Below are 16,637 nucleotides of genomic sequence, written 5' to 3'. Positions count from 1 at the left end.
ACAAATTATTTTGTAATTTATTTTTTGAACGCCGCTTGACAATTACAAAGTGCCTTGTATATTAGGCACATGACACCGACGAAGGATGATGTAAAAAAATGGCTCAAGAGCATCGGTAAGAACCGGGAGTGGCTGGGCCAGCAATGCCATGTGGACAAAAGAACGGTCGATTCGTGGTTTTTCGCGTCAGGTCAAATCCCGGCCTTGAAACTCGACCTCATCAAGCACCTGATGAAAACGTCAGACACGGAGACGGGCCGCCCGCCCGTCGTGAATGTCACGCTTGATTCAACCCTGCATATCTCCGTCAGCCGTGAAAGTTATGACCGCTTCGTCATACTCGCCCATGAACACGGGCTGTCCGTGGAAGAATGGGTAGCCTGGGCCATGAACTACGCCGGAGAAAACAGCGACAAAATTTCCGCTTATATTGAGGTCAGGAAGAAAACCAAAAGCCCAGCCTCTGATACAAACATTATTGTGGGACTGGCAACCAAGGAAGAAGAGCTTGCATGACCTCGAACGCGAAAACGAAGCCATGCGCCGCTTCATCGAAGCGCACCTCCTCCCGGGTGAACGCTTCGACCTTGCCGAATGGATGAACTCATTCCCCGACCTACGTACTCCGTCCTTTTGAATAAAAAGCCCTGTCTGCATCACGGACAGGGCTTTGTCGAACCTGAAAACTAATGGACGAGCGTGGGTTCCTCAATATCGTACATATTCTCTTTTTCTGTACTGAACTTGAATTTCATCGAATTGAGAACCTTGGCTCCAAGTACATTCTTCCCCCGATACTTGTACTCTGCCTGAACATCGTACTGATTATCACCGACCTTGATCGCCTCCCTGCTGAGGGAAACGAATTCAAATGAATCCGGATCATGCATCCCTTCCTTGATCGCCTTCTTCAGGAAAAACTTGCAGGCATGCTGGCACTCGTCGAAAACAAATAAAGCCCTGTCATGCGGAGACAGTACGGAAAGCTCCTCCTCACGTTCCTTCTTCTTCCGATCCTCTTCCTCCTGCAACTTCTTTTTCCTTTCCGCATTGGCCTTCTTGTCCTCCTTGATTCCCGCTTCAATCAAAAGCTTCTCCTTTTCATCCTCCGTCATCGTGTTTGTTTCATCCACCTGCCAAATATCCTCCTCCACGGGGGATGGAGCAAGGCCGGGCTGGGCCGTCCGGGCCGGAACAGGAGCTTCCGAAACGGAGACAGCGGAATCCACGGGAACATCCTTCTTCTTGTCAGGCGACAAAAGCCAGACAAAAAATATCACGCACGAGAGACAGGACACCGCAATACCGGCAACCCCCAACCATTTCCCCCTTTTCCCTTCTCTCCTGCACCCCATGATGCCTTTTATCCCAAACCATACACTCAACACCTGAAAAATCATGAACGGAGAAAATGGAATTGAAAAAACACCGCAAATGAGCGACCACACACACAGCTTGCTCAATCTGGCCTTACCCTCATGAGGAACCTCGTCACGGTTCCCGGCATCAACAATAGCCTCCGTTCTCTTCCCATTTTCATTGCCTGCAACCTCCTTCCATGCGTCAGGTCTCAGAATGCCAAGCTCAAGAGCAAGACGGTACATGTGTTTGCAAGGCTTCCTCCTTCTGACCTGATCCCGGCATTGGCACCGGGTCAGAGACACCTCATAGCGTTCCCCTTCACTGCCTTCAAAAAGGCCGGTCCCTTTTTCATGATCGATAGACAGGGGAACCGTCGTACCGGCATTCTGAAACCTCCACAACTGCTCTTCATCATCCAAAGAGGAAACAAGACTCCATTTTTTAGTACGGGAACTGGTCATGTAAAAAAACTAAAACATGGCCGCCAAAAGAAAAGACTATTTCACCCCGTCCTGAGAAAACAAATCAAATATTTTTCGGGCCGTCTCATCGTCCAGCCGATTGGCTCCCGATTGCCATTGCTTCACCGTTTGGGTGCTCCGGCCCGTATGGCGGGCAATAAGCTCGACGGCCGCCGCCTTGGCCCCCCACCCGCCACCGCATCGCGTGGCGGCAATCTCGCTGATAACCGCCTTGACCCAGTCGGGCGCGGACACAGCGTTTCCGTGGACGACATAGCGGGCCGGTTGAGGAGGTTCGTAATCAATTGACATGGCGTGTGGCAGTGATACCTTAACCCAAGGTATTGATCTTTCAATACTGTTTTGTTAGCCCCCCGGCGAGTGTCGGGGGGCTGTTTCATATTAGCCGATCAAAGATTCAAGCTTCTCTTCCTGCGCTCGAATCTGCGTCGTAATATCCGTCATCTCTCCAATCAGCCTCTGGATTTCCTTTGCGCCGACCGTATGATTGAACCTTCGGGAAAGTTGCTTCTGCTTTAACTCAAGCAACTCGATATTGTCCCGGATGTCCTGTATGCTCTCAACTTCGTTTTCCATCGTATTGATTTCTTTCATTTACTGTTTTGTTATTGGTTAACTTACTGTTAACAAGCACAATATACACAATTAGTATTGCGGATGCAATACTAATTTGAAAAAAACTTACAATGTCACCTTAAAACAAACCCGTCACAAGTCAGGAACCTCCCTCTGACGGAACCTTGCCCATAAATTCGACAAACCGCTCGTCCATCGCCTTGTCATTCCAGATTTCGAGCATACTCTTATACGTTTCCAGATAATACTTCCGAGTCTCATCCTGATTTTGCAACACCTTGATCGACTCCTCCAGCATGCTTGCGGTATGCTTTTTCATCTTGGCACTCCACTTCGCGGCCTTGGATTTCTCGACAAAGACACTCAAATACCTCCCACGGAACCCGGCCTTGTATTCCGCAATCGGCTTGATTTGCGGACAATCGGCCACAAGCTTGTTCCACACCTGCCGTGTAAAAAACTCCTCCGCATCCCTCGTGCAATTCGGGCCGACCACACAGGCATAAAGCTCATAGGGATTCACTCGTTTTTCCTTGATCTTCAAAATATTCTGGGCCACATGCCAAATCATGTTGTTTTCATCGGGCATCGCCCCGGCAAACTCCTTCAAATAGGCCATCTTTTGCTCGTCAGTCGCATTCTTCGCCTTGGCCGTGAGATAGCGTTGCCAGGCAGGATAATTGTACGGATTCGCCGCCACCGCCTCCCGGAGAAGCAACTCGGCGTTTTCCGGTTTTTGCGTGCAAAAGGAAAGATAATACATCACCCGCGATTCATCCGCATTCGGATGTCCTAAAAAAGAATTGTAGGTTCGGTGGAACGCAACAGGGCCGCCCCACGGGAGCTGGCTTTTCCCGGTAGACCAGTTCCAGCCGCTGATATTGTTCCCGATCTCCCAGTGCCCCTTGGGATGCTTCCACAGAAACGCGCAATGGCCCGGCTGGCCGATCGTATAGGCCGGAACCCCTTTCGCCCGTAAAAACCCCGATGCTCCGCTCGACACCGCCCCGCACACACCGCCGTATTCGGTATAGAGCTTCAGCGTGATCGGCTTGTGGTCGTAAAACGCCGCCCCCTTGTGAATGCTCACCCCCTTTTCATTTTCCTTTCGGTATGGGATAAACCCGGCAAAGCGGCTCCCGGCCTTCTCCGGCTTGATATTCTTCGGCTCAATGAATTCCTGCGCCCACGTCAAATCCGGAATACTCTCTCGGCCTCTCAGCACAATTACCCACTCCCACGGTTCAAGCATCCCGGCCTGGGGATGGCACTTGCCCGAGTTGAATGACGTCCGGTAAAACTCGAATTTGGCGAGACAGTCATCAGGCGGCATCTTGTCGGCAATCAGCCCGGCCCCAAGGGCCATGCTGATTTCAACATTCGACAGCGTCTTGTTATTACCCTTCCACACCTTGTACAGAAACCCGAGCGTCTCCTTGCTCCCTCCCCCCGAATGGGCAAGTTGCTTGAAAATATCCTCGTGACTTGCCAGCCATGCCACAAACTCCTTGTCCCCAAGCTCCCCTTGAACGAACGACCTCACAGAACCCGCCTGAGAAAAAAACTGATCCAGATAACACAACTCGGCCACCTCCGGCGACTTCGCAACCTCGCGAATCCTTTCCGGCGTGAGCGTGCCCATATCAATCTTGCTATTCAGAACCCCTTTCGCCGCCCGGGAAATATCCGAAGAACGCCCATACCCAAGAAAGCGGGCAACATCGTCGGAACCGGAATAGGCATGAGGGGAAAGCAATACCGCTGCCGCCGCGAGAAGAACAACATGTCTCAGGATAATGCACATAATACAATTAGGTGAAAACCGGGAAAACATTGAACACTTTTAACAAATCCCTCATGGAAAGTCCATATCAACCTGCAATCGTACAAAAAAAGCCCGGAAGGCTCACACCCTCCGGGCCTGCGTCACGGGGTACTTAAATAAGACAGACACCGCGCTCGGAAAGAACCTTTTGAATGCGGCGGCTTTCATCTTCCGACAAAGGAGTCCTGCGGGCAATGCGTGCGCTAAGAGTACGAGTACCGATACCGAGCAGGCGGGCCAACTCCGACTTATTGAGCAATTCCCCGGCCTTGATAATATTGTCGATAGACGGCAGAGGAACCGGCACGGGATATTGAACCCGCTGGGCTTCCTCAATCCAGTCTTGAATAGACTTCCTGACTTCGGAAACAGCTTCCTCCGGAGTTTCACCGTCTGCCATGCAACCGGGTAACTCTGGAACCAGAGCAACCCAGGCGTGATCTTGGTCTGACCATTTGAGAGTGATTGCGTAATTATACATATTCATTTGATGGTTATATCTTCTTGGATTGTATCGTATGGGCTATTTTTCAAGCCCATACTTGTTGAGATGAATTCTGACTTGTTCGAGTTGATAGGGCTTCGCTTTGCCATCCTTCCTTGGTTGAAGAGTCAGAGGAGATTCATTCGGACGACTTGCCACAAAATGCGATCCCCCCGTATTCCTGATGCTAAAACCCAGTCGTGAAAGGCAATTCATGAGTTCGTCGAACGTAACGTTCCCATCATGCTCCCCACTGAGGATTTTTGCTATCAGCTTCTCTTTCTTGCTCATGTCGGCACTATATTCCAATTTTGGAATATAGTCAATAGATATTTTCCAATTTTAGAACATTCTCCATTTTTGTTCCAACTCTCGAACACCCCCTCAGAAAACAGCCCCCTTGCAAAATCCCAAGCCTCCTGATAAAATACGTACAATAGGCTCCCAGAAAATACAGAATCCGATTTTAAGAGATATTTAAGAGGCAACGTCATCACTAATCGTTAATATTCAATAAAATTATCATCAAATCCTCATCATTCGCAATGAGAAGGTCAGGAGTTCGAGCCTCCTATGCTCCACCACCCCTTTCCAGCCGCCTTCGGGCGGCTTTTTTATTGTCTTTCAAAGGATTTCGGAGCATCCCATTCACTATTTTGACGATGTTTGATCGTTTTGATTATTGACGGGTGTCCTGTCCTAAAAAAGCGTTACAAGGTTGGAGGGGATGTTTAGAACCGTTTTAAACACAGGGCAAGTTGCCACTTGCCCTGTGTTTTGCTTCGATATGTTGTATAGCAACTGTACTAATAGGAAATTATCATGAAGGTTGTTGCGTACCTGCAAACCGTCCAGCAATCAGGGCATTGGCATAACATATCAACCGTCGTGCTATCGCAATGAGAGCGACTTTCTTCTTTTTGCCTTTTTGTAGCAACTCCTGATAAATGGGTCTGAGAACTTCATTATAACGAGAAGCAACAAGTGCCGCCATATAGACATGTTTTCTCAATAATGGTCGTCCACCTTGAATGGCACATCTTCCGCGCATACATCCGCTTTCCCATTCCCGTGGAGCCAAGCCAGCAATGCCAGCAGCTTCCTTGCGTCCTAATGTACCCAATTCCGGATAATCGATAATTAAAGCTATCGCTATACGAGAACCAATACCTTTTATGGTTAAAATGTAGAGTTAATCTTCTTTGCGGACAGATTGTTGTGCTTTTTTGAATCCTTCAATTGTTTCTATGGGGCACCTTCCCATGTTACGATATCCTTGGTGTGGACACTGGTAATTGTAGTACTTCAGCTATTCATCAAGGTTCTTTTGGAGCTCCTCCTGACTCGTGTATACTTTTTGTCTCAAGGCTATGTCAAAAAAACTCTTCCTTGACCGTTCTGTTGAAACGTTCGGCAAAGCCATTTGTTCTAGGTGTGGCTATACGTGTTTTCCGATGCTTAATATCATTGAGTTCAAGGTAGATTTCATAGTGGTGATGAGTGAGCCTCCCGCAGTATTCCCTGCCATTATCTGTCAAAATGGCTTCTATCTGCAATCCATGCTTCTCATAGAAGGGGAGTACGTCGTTATGAAGGATGAGTGCCGCATGATCGGGCAGCTTGCCCGTGTACAGGTAACCGAACACAAAAGAGCCATAGGTGTCGACGGCTGTTTGCATGTAGACTTTTCCCACTTCCTGGAGTTTGCCCGCATAGAGGGTGTCCTGACAAAGCAGGTAGCTTTGCTCTCCACATGCCTTTCCTTGAAGCAGGGGTTGGCTTTTTCAATGGATTTGATCTGTTCTTCGCTCAGCTGCTTTCCTTGGATGAGGTGTTGGGCTTCCTGCTTCAAGAACCGCTGGTAGCAACTCCCCAGTCCATGGCGTTCCATGATTTTCTGGATCGTTGGCTTCGAGCAGTTTTTGCCTTCCAGTTTCAGGAGTTGTTCGATATGTCCACAGCCTTTTTGAGGATTTTCTTCAACGAGTTCCAGGTTTCGTTTTTCGACTTCGGGAGCAGTTGTCTGCGGGTGGGTTTTGTGAATGGAGGGCAGGTCTCTCAACCCTTCAAAGCCTTGTTCTCTGAATCGTTTGCGGTATTCGTAGAATTGGGCTGTCGAGATGCCGCGTTCCCGACATACGCGGCTGACATTGCCGAGTTTTTCGGCGAGTTTGAGCGCTTCGAGACGCTGGTGCATGATTTTGGTTTCTGCTTTCATTTGCTTCTTGTTAATAGATTTTTAATCATTCGATAAGAAGATTAACCGTACATGGATTCCGGCGAGGTTTCTTCACAAATGCCCCTGGGAATGGAAGTCGGTTTATCGATCACCATGCCCGACCTACCCGTTCCTGTGTATGGTGTCATCGAGCTCGTCCAGCACGACCTGACGGCAAAGGTCTACAAATCTGCTGCCGCTAGGCCGGATGCCGGGCATGCTGCCTTCAATCACGAACTCCAGCTGGTCACTTACCAGATGATGATCGAAGAAGCCATGGGGAATACTCCTCCGTCACTGGATCTGATCTACCTGGTCAATACGAAGACTCCACAGGTGATCCGTGTACCAGCCAACGAACAGCGCAAGCAGCGCGTCGCCGAGCTGTACAGGATCTCCTACGAAGGCATCACCATCAAGCGTTTTCATCTACAATCCGGGATGCAATGCACTTGGTGTCAGTACAGGACGGAATGCGTTAGGTGACGAAGAAAGTAGTGTGGAAACCACTCAGAAGCCAGCCGTCAGGATGGCTTTTTTTAGCCAAGAGAATGAAGATCTTCAATCCAGCATTTGTCATATTAGATAAAATCAAATTGACATTTTTACGTTTTTCAAAATAATAAATCTATCGCTTATGCCTGATTGCTCCTGCACACCTTCTTCGCTCCCGGCTTCCTCCGTCAAGGATCTGATACCTCTTGCCGGTGTATTTAAAGCATTGGGGCATCCCGTGCGTTTGATGATCGTGGAGATGCTTCTGGATGGGGAACGTTGCGTCTGCGAACTGCAAAAGAATTCCGGACGCGATATGTCCACAATTTCGAGCCATTTGAATGTGTTGAAGAACAACCGTGTGCTCTCTTGTGAACAGCGAGGGAAGAATGTGTATTATTCCCTGTGTTGTCCGTGTCTTCGCCAAGTATTAGCCTGTTTGAAGGAAAGTCCCATTTTTCAGAGATAAGGACATGACTCTCCAGTTTTTCCGTATCTCTGCCCAACAATTTGATATTCTTCAAAATCTAAATCAATAATAACATGAACAATATTGTCGTTTACGGACCGGGATGCGCCAAGTGTACTGCACTGGCGGATGTAACGAAGCAGGCCATGCAGGAACTCCATTTGGACGCTTCTCTGGAAAAAGTGACGGATGCCATGCAATTTGCCGTGGCGGGAGTACTCGTGACTCCGGCATTGGTAATAGACGGCAAGGTACTTGTTTCCGGGAGAGTTCCTTCCAGGAATGAGATCAAGAAGATTCTTCAGGAAGCTATTCAGGTTGATTCTTCCCGGCAGAAATCTTGCTGTTGTTCCGGGGCGACAGATCCTGCGTTACCTCAAGAAAATGGCTCTCATGCGAAAGAGGCACCCTGTTGCGGTGGAAGCTATTGCAGCAGTGAAGTATCCAAGGGAAGTTCCGGATGGAAAAAGGCTGTCGTCTGGGTGGTTGTTCTGCTCATCCTGCTGGCCATCGTCAAGATCATTAACCACCGGGGAACAGAAAACCGTGAGGAACCAGCCGACACGGCTGTGACGATGCAATCCGGGGTCGAGGCGGTTTATTACGAATACGGGGCGAGATGCCCGACCTGCATTCGCATGGAGACATGGACGAGGGAAGCGGTCGAAAAGAATTTTCCGGTTCAGCTTGAAGAAGGCAAGCTGGCTTTCCACGCCATTCCCGCCGACAAGGAGGCTGTCGGCAAGTATGAATTGGTAACAAAATCCTTGATTCTCAAGGATTGGAAGGACGGCAAGGAAACGCGGTGGGTGAATCTGAACCGCATCTGGGACTTGAGCGACAAGGAACAGGAATTCAAGGCATATGTGGTCCAAAGCGTTCGGAAAGCACTGGATGAAGCTCATTGACCATTTACTTTCCCTCAACATTTTCTGTGTATGGACTGGCCTCTTTTATCTCTATTGCCTATAGGCGTGGCGGCAGCCGTTTCTCCTTGTCCCTTGGCAACGAATATTGCCGCTGTGGGATTTATTTCCCGTGGTACAGGTTCCCGTCATCAATCAGCTATGGCTTCGCTTCTCTATACTCTGGGCCGCGTGAGTGCTTATGTGCTGATCGGGTGGCTGGTAAGCCGGGGCTTGTCATCAGCCCCCATGTTATCATTCTGGATGCAAGAAGAGCTGCCTATGTACCTAGGCCCAGTGATGATGATGGCAGGGGTGGTCATTTTGGGGTTCATTCCGTTCTTTTCCCTAGGGAAAAAACCGGGAGAGGCAACGGCGCAAAGTCTGATGACCAAAGGAGGTGTCTGGGGAGCGTTTGCGTTAGGTTTTCTGTTCGCCCTGGTTCTTTGCCCTCCTTCGGCGGCACTGTTTTTCGGAACGGCCGTCCCCTTGTCCATACAGGCCGGGAGTGCTGGTCCCTTGTTGGGCATTTCCCTGTTCGGTATAGGAACGGCCCTGCCCGTTGTGGTATTTGCCCTACTGCTGACATACAGCGCGGAGAAAGCCGCAGCTACGGTACGCCACCTGCCTGAAATCCAGCAAATCATGAAACTCGTGACGGGGTGGTTCTTCCTGTTGCTTGGTGGATACTGGCTGTTCAGCCGGATTCTTCTCGTTTGATTGTTTATTTATCATCCATTCTTATCATATGATTCAAGATTTTGCCGACTGGCTGGTTTACAGGATATTGGAATTCACTCCCCACACACAACTGGGAGAAGCGGTCAACTTTTTCATATACGATACGGTAAAGATTCTTTTCCTGTTATACGCGATCAGCCTCATCATGGGCGTGGTGAATGCCTATTTCCCCGTAGAACGCATCCGAGTGTTTCTGACGACGAGGAAGCTTTACGGACTTCAATATTTCTTCACGGCTCTGTTCGGAGCCATGACGCCATTTTGTTCCTGTTCCTCCATTCCCTTGTTCATCGGATTCGTGAAGGGCGGCATTCCCCTCGGGGTGACGTTTGCCTTCTTGATTACCTCTCCTTTGGTCAATGAGGTAGCTATCGCCATGTTCCTCGGAGCATTCGGTCTCAAGGTCACGGTGATTTATGCTGTTTCCGGCATCCTGCTGGGCATGGTCGGGGGAGTGGTGCTGGAGAGATTCAAGCTGGAACGTTATTTGTCTCCCTGGATACGTGACTTGCTGGTTCAGTCGAATGCAGAGAGCAATGGCTGGGAGCGGAAAAAGACACCCTTCAGGGACAAATTCCCCGTGATCATGCGTGATGCCTGGGGGATCGTCAAAGGAGTGGCCTTGTACGTGGTAATCGGCATTGCCATTGGGGCGGCAGTACACGGCTACGTGCCGGCTGGGTTCTTCGAAGAATCCATGAGCCGGGTAAACTGGTGGTCGGTGCCTGTCGCCGTCATCTGTGCGGTACCCATGTATGCAAATGCTGCGGCTATTGTTCCGGTGATTGAGGTATTTGTCGCAAAGGGAGTACCAATCGGAACGGCAATTGCGTTCATGATGGCAACAGTAGGACTTTCCCTCCCGGAAGCCGCTCTTCTCAAGAAGGTGATGACCTGGAAGCTGATTGGTATTTTCTTCGGAACGGTCACGGCGTTTATCATTCTGTCGGGTTATGTATTCAATTTACTGATTTCTTATTAGAAAAAACCGTCACTGGACTTGATCTACCTAGTCAAGACGGAAGCGCCGCAAGTGATCCGGGTCAAGAACCAACAAATAGCGCAAGCAACGCGTCGCCGACCTATACAAGATCGCCTACGAAGACATCACCACCAAGCATTTTCATCCACAACCCGGATCAACTTGAATACATCCTCAACAAATTGTAGGACTATCGAACGAAGCTAACCAGATTCGGTTCCCGCAATAGTTTCTCAAAGACCGACACGGACGCTACCTTCATGCATCTCAAGGAAGATCACATGAAAAACGGTCAACTCAAACCAGCCTATAACATTCAGTTGGCAGTGGAGGCCGAATACATTCTGGATATCGACATCAGCCCCCAGCACTCCGACGTGCCCCCCCTTATCCCTCTACTCCATAAAATCTCAGAGCTCCACTCGGGCAAACTTCCCGCTCGCCTCATAGCTGATGCCGGATATGAAAGTGAAGAAAATTACACATAGCTTGAAGATCATCAAATCACCAGCTTCATCAAACCGTCCCGGTACGAAAAATGCCGTCAGAGAAAATATCGAAACAATACCTATCTGGCAGATAACATGCCTTACGATCCGGTTGCTGACACCTACCAATGTCCGGGAGGAATTTACCGAAGCAAAACATCCCCCCCTAACCTTGTAACGCTTTTTTAGGACGGGACATTTCCTTCATCCAAAAGAGGCGAATCTATAAAACATATTGGCTGATTACCCTATTAAAGCCTACAATATCAAAACTTCCCTTGATCTCGAAATGGATACGACCTATGCTGCTGAAGAACAGATCAAGCTCGCAATCCCGATCAAGAAAACCGCTCGTTTCAACCGAATACACTTGTATTTTATTGTACGGCATTGATGTATAATCCACCTGTTTGCCGGTAATACCTTTTACGTTGACCGCAATGATCCGTTTCGTCGTAAAAACAAGGCAATCCCGCCCGCTCTTGAAAGAGGCGATAATATCCTCCCCTTCGATAATCATCGGAGCAATACGATTCATGACACTTGACGAATCAACTGGAGAGAGCTTGAAAAAACCGTTCTTGAAATCAATCATGATAAATGTGTTTCTGTAAGGAAGTATCCAGGCAAATAAATGGAGAAAAATCAATCACTAATCCACGAATAAGAATTTTATTTCCTTTAAAATCGTGCATTCAAGTTGTTTCAAGAAATGACCAATGATTTTAAACGTGTTTACTCTTCCACACGGAGGATTATGTCCGGGATATTCTGAAAAGAGGAAAAAGCGATGCATGATTTTTATCACTCATGCACTGATTTTGCTGGACTCCTGGAAACTTTCTCCAAGAATGTCTCGAAAATAATCGCATCCCCATGGATATACCAGCCTTTCTCAAGCCTCTGCGCCAATATCCCAACGTCATCGTCCAATTCATCGAACGCATCCCCGATATCCCGGGTTCTTCCGATCGCGACCAGATCATTGAATTTCTGGAACCATCCCATCGGGCTGAGATCGAACGCCTCGGCGCACGCTGGAAATACCTCCGACGGGCGGAACAGGTACACGGCAACAAAGTCGCTCTCGTCGGCGACATCGGCTCCAACTATCCCATTGAGGGAGTGGACGGCTTGGCGTGCTCCGGCAAGGCTGACTGCATCCTCGGTATCTACGTGGCGGATTGTGCCGCCGTCTGGCTTTACGACAAAGTTTCTCATGGCAGAGCATTGCTTCATTCAGGACGTCGCGGAACGGAATTGAATATTGTCTCCAATGGCGTCGAGTATCTCCGTAAATTCTGCTACGGTACTCCTTCGGAAATCGTTGCCGTCATTTCTCCCTGCATCCGTCCCCCTCATTACGAAATGGATATTCCCGGTACCATCCGAACCCAGTTAATCGAATGCGGCGTCCTGCCGGAAAACATCCATGATTCCGGAGAAGACACTGCCGCCGATCTGGGCAGGTTCTACTCTTACCGTATGGAAAAAGGCAATACGGGCCGCATGCTTGCCCTCTTTGGCCGAGTCGTCCCCGAGACACAGACGCCCTGCTTCCCGGAAGTCAATCCATAAAATGAAAAGACCGGGGTTCTCATTCCCCCTTCTTCTTGATATCGGAAACGGGCGGCATGGAGTTTTCCAACCGTCCGTTTCATGTTGATTCCTGTCTTTGTTTCAAGAAGGGATCACGCGTTCAAGAGCTTAGCAGCTAGCTCCACGTCAATTCCTTTGCGGCGGGCGTAATCTTCCACCTGGTCATATCCGATAGGCCCCATCGCAAAATACTTGGATTCGGGATGGGAAAACACCAAAGCGCAAACGGACGACACCGGAGTCATCATCCAGGAATCCGTTAAATCCATGCCAGCTCCTTCTCGGGCGCCCAGAAGATCGAAGACAGTCTCTTTCTCCTGATGATCCGGCTGGCTGGGATAGCCGCAGGCCGGGCGAATCCCCTGCCCGGCGGCAATACCCCACAATTCGCGCAGTTTTCCATGGGAAAACCCGGCCAGAGCTTCTACCAGCCGGTCGACCAGGGCCGCTACAATCAGAGCCCGGTAGGAATCCCCTTGTTTTTCGAAATCGGCAGCCCAACGCCCGGCACCATGAATACTGACGGCCATTGCACCCACGTAATCCGGAATTCCGACCGGTGCCACATAATCGGCTAAAGCCAAATCAACCCCGCTAGGGAAATTTTTTTGCTGGCGCACCGTATGCAAGATGCATTGACGAGACTGCCGGGTCTCATCCTTCCAGACAACAATGTCGTCCCCCTCCGCATTAGCGGCAAACAATCCAATCACTCCTTGAGGCTGATACCTGTTTTCACGGACTGCAAGATCCAGCAAAACCCGAGCATCCTTGTACAGGCTGCGTGCCGCCTCCGTCTTCACGCTATCGGCGCAACGAAATTCTTCCTGAGCCGAATTCCAAACTCCCTTCAATTCCCACGCGTGGAAGAAAGGAGCCCATTCGATCAGCGGAATCAGATTCTCCAGCGATACATGGAAGCGGGACACGTCACCGGAACAACAGCAACACGATGTCCCATGGACAAAAGCATCGCCCACAAGTACATTGCCCAGCAATTTAGGCACAGGAGGCACGTATTCTTCCCATGACAAAGAACCTTTCCAGGCACGGGCACGGGCCTCGACCAATGGCAGCACCTCGATCGGTTTCCTTTCCGCATACCCGGCACGCAGTTCCTCCTGATGCCGACTGTATTGCGACACAAAGGACTCCTTGCCGGAACCGACAAGAGCGCTGGCTACCGGCACCACCTGCGAAGCATCCACCGTATGCACCACAGGGTTCGAGTATTGAGGGGCAATCTTCAAGGCCGTATGCAAATCGGAAGTTGTCGCCCCCCCCACCATCAGGGGAATTTTCATCCCTCGGCGTTCCATTTCTCCTGCTACATGAGCCATTTCCTCAAGCGACGGAGTAATCAGGCCGGAGAGCATTACGATGTCCGCTCCGGTTTCCTCGGCGACATCCAAAATTCTTTCACAGGGGACCATGACACCTAAATCATTCACATCAAATCCATTGCACCCAAGAACAACACCCACGATATTCTTGCCGATATCATGCACGTCCCCCTTGACTGTGGCAATCACCGCCTTTCCGGCCACGGAGGTTCCCGAGCCACTGCTTTCGTCAATAAACGGAGTCAACCAGGCGACGGATTGTTTCATGACGCGCGCGCTCTTCACAACTTGGGGCAGGAACATCTTGCCGTCGCCAAACAATTGCCCCACCGTCTTCATACCGTCCATCAGGGGGCCTTCAATCACAGCCAGGGGAGAACCCAGCTTGTTGAAAGCCTCTTCCGTATCTTCGTCTACATATTCCGTAATCCCCTTCACCAAGGCGTACTCCAGACGTTTTTCGACAGGTTCCTCTCTCCATGCAAGTTTGGCTATCTGATGTTCCTCCGAAGCATCTTTCTTCTCGGCCAATAATTTTTCGGCATACTCGGTCAATCTCTCCGTAGCATCTTCCCGGCGGTTGAGCAAAACATCTTCAATCAATTCCAACCTGTCTTTCGGAATCTCGTCGTACACCTCCAGCATCCCCGCATTGACAATGCACATGTCCAATCCCCGATGCGTCGCATGATACAGGAATGCGGAATGCATCGCCTCGCGCAGCGGATTGTTGCCGCGAAAAGCAAATGATACATTGGAAATCCCTCCCGATACATGCACATTCGGGAAATGGCTCGTGATCCACCCCGTCGCCTCAAAGAAATCACGGGCATAATTGGCGTGTTCGGCAATCCCCGTACCGACAGTCAGCACATTGGGGTCGAAAATGATATCTTCCGGAGGAAACCCCACTTCATCCGTTAAAATTCGATAGGCACGGGAAGCAATGCGGATGCGATCTTCCTCATTCGTTGCCTGACCGTCTTCATCAAAACACATCACGACTACAGCAGCCCCGTACCGACGGACCAGACGAGCTCTCCTCCGGAATTCGTCCTCTCCCTCTTTCAGGGAAATGGAATTGACAATCCCCTTCCCCTGCATGCATCGCAGTCCTGCTTCCAGTACATTCCATTTCGACGAATCCACCATGAAAGGCACTCTTGCAATATCCGGTTCAGCACTTACGAGGTTCAGGAAACGTACCATCGCTTCCTCGCCGTCAATCAAGCCGTCGTCAAAGCAAAAATCCAACACGAGAGCCCCATTCTCTACTTGGTGGCGGGCCACGGAAACGGCTTCTTCAAACTTCCCCTCGCGAATCAAGCGGGCAAATTTCGGAGATCCCGCCACATTGCAGCGTTCCCCCACAAACAAGGTATTCTTGTCACGTGTATGATCGTATGCCTCGTAACCGGACAACCGCAACGCCGGCTCCTGACATACGGGAATCCTCGGTGCCGCTCCGGCGACTGCGCGAGCTACGGCCCGGATATGTTCGGGAGTCGTCCCGCAACAACCGCCGACAATATTCAACAACCCGTTTTCAGCATAACGCTTCATCATATCCGCCATATCCTCGGGAGATTGGTCATATCCGGTCGGACTCAACGGATTCGGAAGACCGGCATTCGGATAGATGGATAACCAGCAGTCGGCCAAATCAGACAATTCCGCGGCAAAAGGCTGCATCAAATCCGCTCCCAGAGCACAATTGATTCCTACGGAGAAAGGTTTTGTGTGGCGGATGGAATTCCAAAATCCCTCAATCGTCTGACCGGACAAAGTGCGCCCCGCCCTATCCGTAATCGTCACGGATATCATCACCGGCACGGTATCTTCTGGACGTTCCTCAAACACCTCCTCCATCGCAAACAAGGCAGCCTTGGCGTTCAGCGTATCGAAAATCGTCTCCAGAAGCAGCAAGTCGACCCCTCCATCCAGAAGAGCATGGATCTGATCCCGGTAAGCAAGACGCAATTCTTCAAATCCTACCGCCCTGAACCCCGAATCATTGACATCGGGAGAGAGCGATGCAGTTACCGGCATCGGGCCGATCGAACCGGCTACAAGCCGCGGCTTGCCGTCCTTTTTCTCAGCCGCTTCGCACGCATCCCGGGCAATTTTGGCAGCGGCAAGATTCATCTCGCGAATCAGCTCTCTGAATTCTTCGTTTTCCGCCATCTTGCGGAAATAAGCCGGAGTCTTATGTCCGCTTTCAGGTTCTTTGTACCAGAAAAAGTCATGCTGTCCGATCACCGTAGAGCCAAACGTACATGTCTCAATGATGTCGGCACAGCCTTCATTCAAAAAACGGTCATGGACGGAACGGACAACATCCGGTCTCGTCAGCACCAGAATATCATTGTTGTTTTTCAGATCCTTGGGAAACTTCTCCCTGTCAGCAAAACGTGCTCCGCGATAATCATCCTCCACCAAACCGAATTTCTGAATATTTGTTCCCATCGCACCATCGAGAATGACGATGCGATTCTTCAATTCACTCTTCAGATAATCAATTCTGTCTTGGCGAGTCATCGTGCCGGGAAGCTACCCGTTCACAGCAGTACGGGCAAGATTAATTCAATCCATGAAAATCTTCATCTATTCTAGAATCTAGCCAAGGACTGGAGAGAACTTCCCTCCCTTGCACAATGAATGGGAAAAG

General features: G+C 50.0%; 16 protein-coding genes and 2 pseudogenes. 9 read left to right on the top strand and 9 right to left on the bottom strand.

The window, feature by feature from the left end; all coding sequences use genetic code 11:
• The first annotated feature begins 69 nt into the window (after nt 1–69).
• Both QET93_RS07625 and QET93_RS07620 read left to right on the top strand, forming a co-directional pair.
• On the top strand, nt 70–516 hold the full coding sequence (locus QET93_RS07625; protein ID WP_280131680.1) for a hypothetical protein: 447 nt from the start codon (nt 70–72) through the stop codon (nt 514–516).
• A complete protein-coding gene (locus tag QET93_RS07620; RefSeq protein WP_280131681.1) occupies nt 509–637 on the top strand; it encodes a hypothetical protein in 129 nt (42 codons plus the stop codon). Before QET93_RS07625 ends, QET93_RS07620 begins: the two co-directional genes overlap by 8 nt.
• A gap of 49 nt (nt 638–686) precedes the next feature.
• Here QET93_RS07620 and QET93_RS07615 read toward each other — a convergent pair whose 3' ends face one another.
• From QET93_RS07615 to QET93_RS07585, 7 genes and pseudogenes are all read right to left on the bottom strand, one after another.
• Nucleotides 687–1,823: a DUF4190 domain-containing protein gene (locus QET93_RS07615; protein WP_280131682.1), complete on the bottom strand. Its 1,137-nt coding sequence runs from the start codon at nt 1,821–1,823 to the stop codon at nt 687–689.
• A gap of 36 nt (nt 1,824–1,859) precedes the next feature.
• Nucleotides 1,860–2,135 carry a hypothetical protein gene (locus tag QET93_RS07610; RefSeq protein WP_280131683.1) on the bottom strand — a complete coding sequence of 92 codons (276 nt, stop codon included), beginning with the start codon at nt 2,133–2,135 and terminating at the stop codon, nt 1,860–1,862.
• A gap of 90 nt (nt 2,136–2,225) precedes the next feature.
• Complete coding sequence (locus QET93_RS07605; RefSeq protein ID WP_280131684.1) at nt 2,226–2,438, bottom strand: hypothetical protein; 213 nt, start codon at nt 2,436–2,438, stop codon at nt 2,226–2,228.
• Nucleotides 2,439–2,559: 121 nt separating this feature from the next.
• On the bottom strand, nt 2,560–4,224 hold the full coding sequence (locus QET93_RS07600) for a hypothetical protein (RefSeq protein ID WP_280131685.1): 1,665 nt from the start codon (nt 4,222–4,224) through the stop codon (nt 2,560–2,562).
• Between the two features lie 133 nt (nt 4,225–4,357).
• The gene (locus QET93_RS07595) at nt 4,358–4,726 is read right to left on the bottom strand and encodes a type II toxin-antitoxin system HicB family antitoxin (RefSeq protein ID WP_280131686.1); all 369 of its coding nucleotides are present in this window, start codon (nt 4,724–4,726) and stop codon (nt 4,358–4,360) included.
• An 823-nt stretch (nt 4,727–5,549) separates the two neighbouring features.
• A complete protein-coding gene (locus QET93_RS07590; protein WP_280131693.1) occupies nt 5,550–5,906 on the bottom strand; it encodes a transposase in 357 nt (118 codons plus the stop codon).
• A gap of 15 nt (nt 5,907–5,921) precedes the next feature.
• Nucleotides 5,922–6,947, bottom strand: a pseudogene (locus QET93_RS07585) (IS481 family transposase).
• A gap of 51 nt (nt 6,948–6,998) precedes the next feature.
• Here QET93_RS07585 and QET93_RS07580 point away from each other — a divergent pair.
• From QET93_RS07580 to QET93_RS07555, 6 genes and pseudogenes are all read left to right on the top strand, one after another.
• On the top strand, nt 6,999–7,433 hold the full coding sequence (locus QET93_RS07580; protein ID WP_280125254.1) for a PD-(D/E)XK nuclease family protein: 435 nt from the start codon (nt 6,999–7,001) through the stop codon (nt 7,431–7,433).
• A gap of 151 nt (nt 7,434–7,584) precedes the next feature.
• Nucleotides 7,585–7,911, top strand: a complete 327-nt coding sequence (locus QET93_RS07575; protein ID WP_280125253.1) for a metalloregulator ArsR/SmtB family transcription factor — start codon at nt 7,585–7,587, stop codon at nt 7,909–7,911.
• Between the two features lie 74 nt (nt 7,912–7,985).
• On the top strand, nt 7,986–8,819 hold the full coding sequence (locus QET93_RS07570) for an MTH895/ArsE family thioredoxin-like protein (protein WP_280125252.1): 834 nt from the start codon (nt 7,986–7,988) through the stop codon (nt 8,817–8,819).
• Nucleotides 8,820–8,849: 30 nt separating this feature from the next.
• Nucleotides 8,850–9,536: an aromatic aminobenezylarsenical efflux permease ArsG family transporter gene (locus tag QET93_RS07565; RefSeq protein ID WP_280131688.1), complete on the top strand. Its 687-nt coding sequence runs from the start codon at nt 8,850–8,852 to the stop codon at nt 9,534–9,536.
• 28 nt (nt 9,537–9,564) lie between these two features.
• On the top strand, nt 9,565–10,539 hold the full coding sequence (locus tag QET93_RS07560; RefSeq protein WP_280131689.1) for a permease: 975 nt from the start codon (nt 9,565–9,567) through the stop codon (nt 10,537–10,539).
• A 251-nt stretch (nt 10,540–10,790) separates the two neighbouring features.
• Nucleotides 10,791–11,027, top strand: a pseudogene (locus QET93_RS07555) (transposase); the annotation flags it as partial.
• Nucleotides 11,028–11,250: 223 nt separating this feature from the next.
• Here the strand turns inward: QET93_RS07555 and QET93_RS07550 are convergent.
• Nucleotides 11,251–11,622, bottom strand: coding sequence for a PH domain-containing protein (locus QET93_RS07550; RefSeq protein WP_280131690.1), 372 nt, complete (start codon nt 11,620–11,622; stop codon nt 11,251–11,253).
• Between the two features lie 281 nt (nt 11,623–11,903).
• On the opposite strand from QET93_RS07550, the gene QET93_RS07545 reads away from it, so the two are divergent.
• Entirely contained in the window at nt 11,904–12,605 is a 702-nt protein-coding gene (locus QET93_RS07545; protein WP_280131691.1) for a polyphenol oxidase family protein, read from the top strand.
• Nucleotides 12,606–12,718: 113 nt separating this feature from the next.
• Here the strand turns inward: QET93_RS07545 and metH are convergent, their stop codons facing one another.
• A complete protein-coding gene (metH, locus tag QET93_RS07540) occupies nt 12,719–16,507 on the bottom strand; it encodes a methionine synthase (RefSeq protein WP_280131692.1) in 3,789 nt (1,262 codons plus the stop codon).
• Between the last annotated feature and the right edge of the window lie 130 nt (nt 16,508–16,637).

Origin of the sequence: Akkermansia sp. N21116 (genome assembly GCF_029854705.2) — a bacterium.
Lineage (GTDB): Bacteria > Verrucomicrobiota > Verrucomicrobiia > Verrucomicrobiales > Akkermansiaceae > Akkermansia.
Note: the sequence above shows the minus strand (reverse complement) of the source record. Positions and strands in the feature narration are given on the sequence as shown.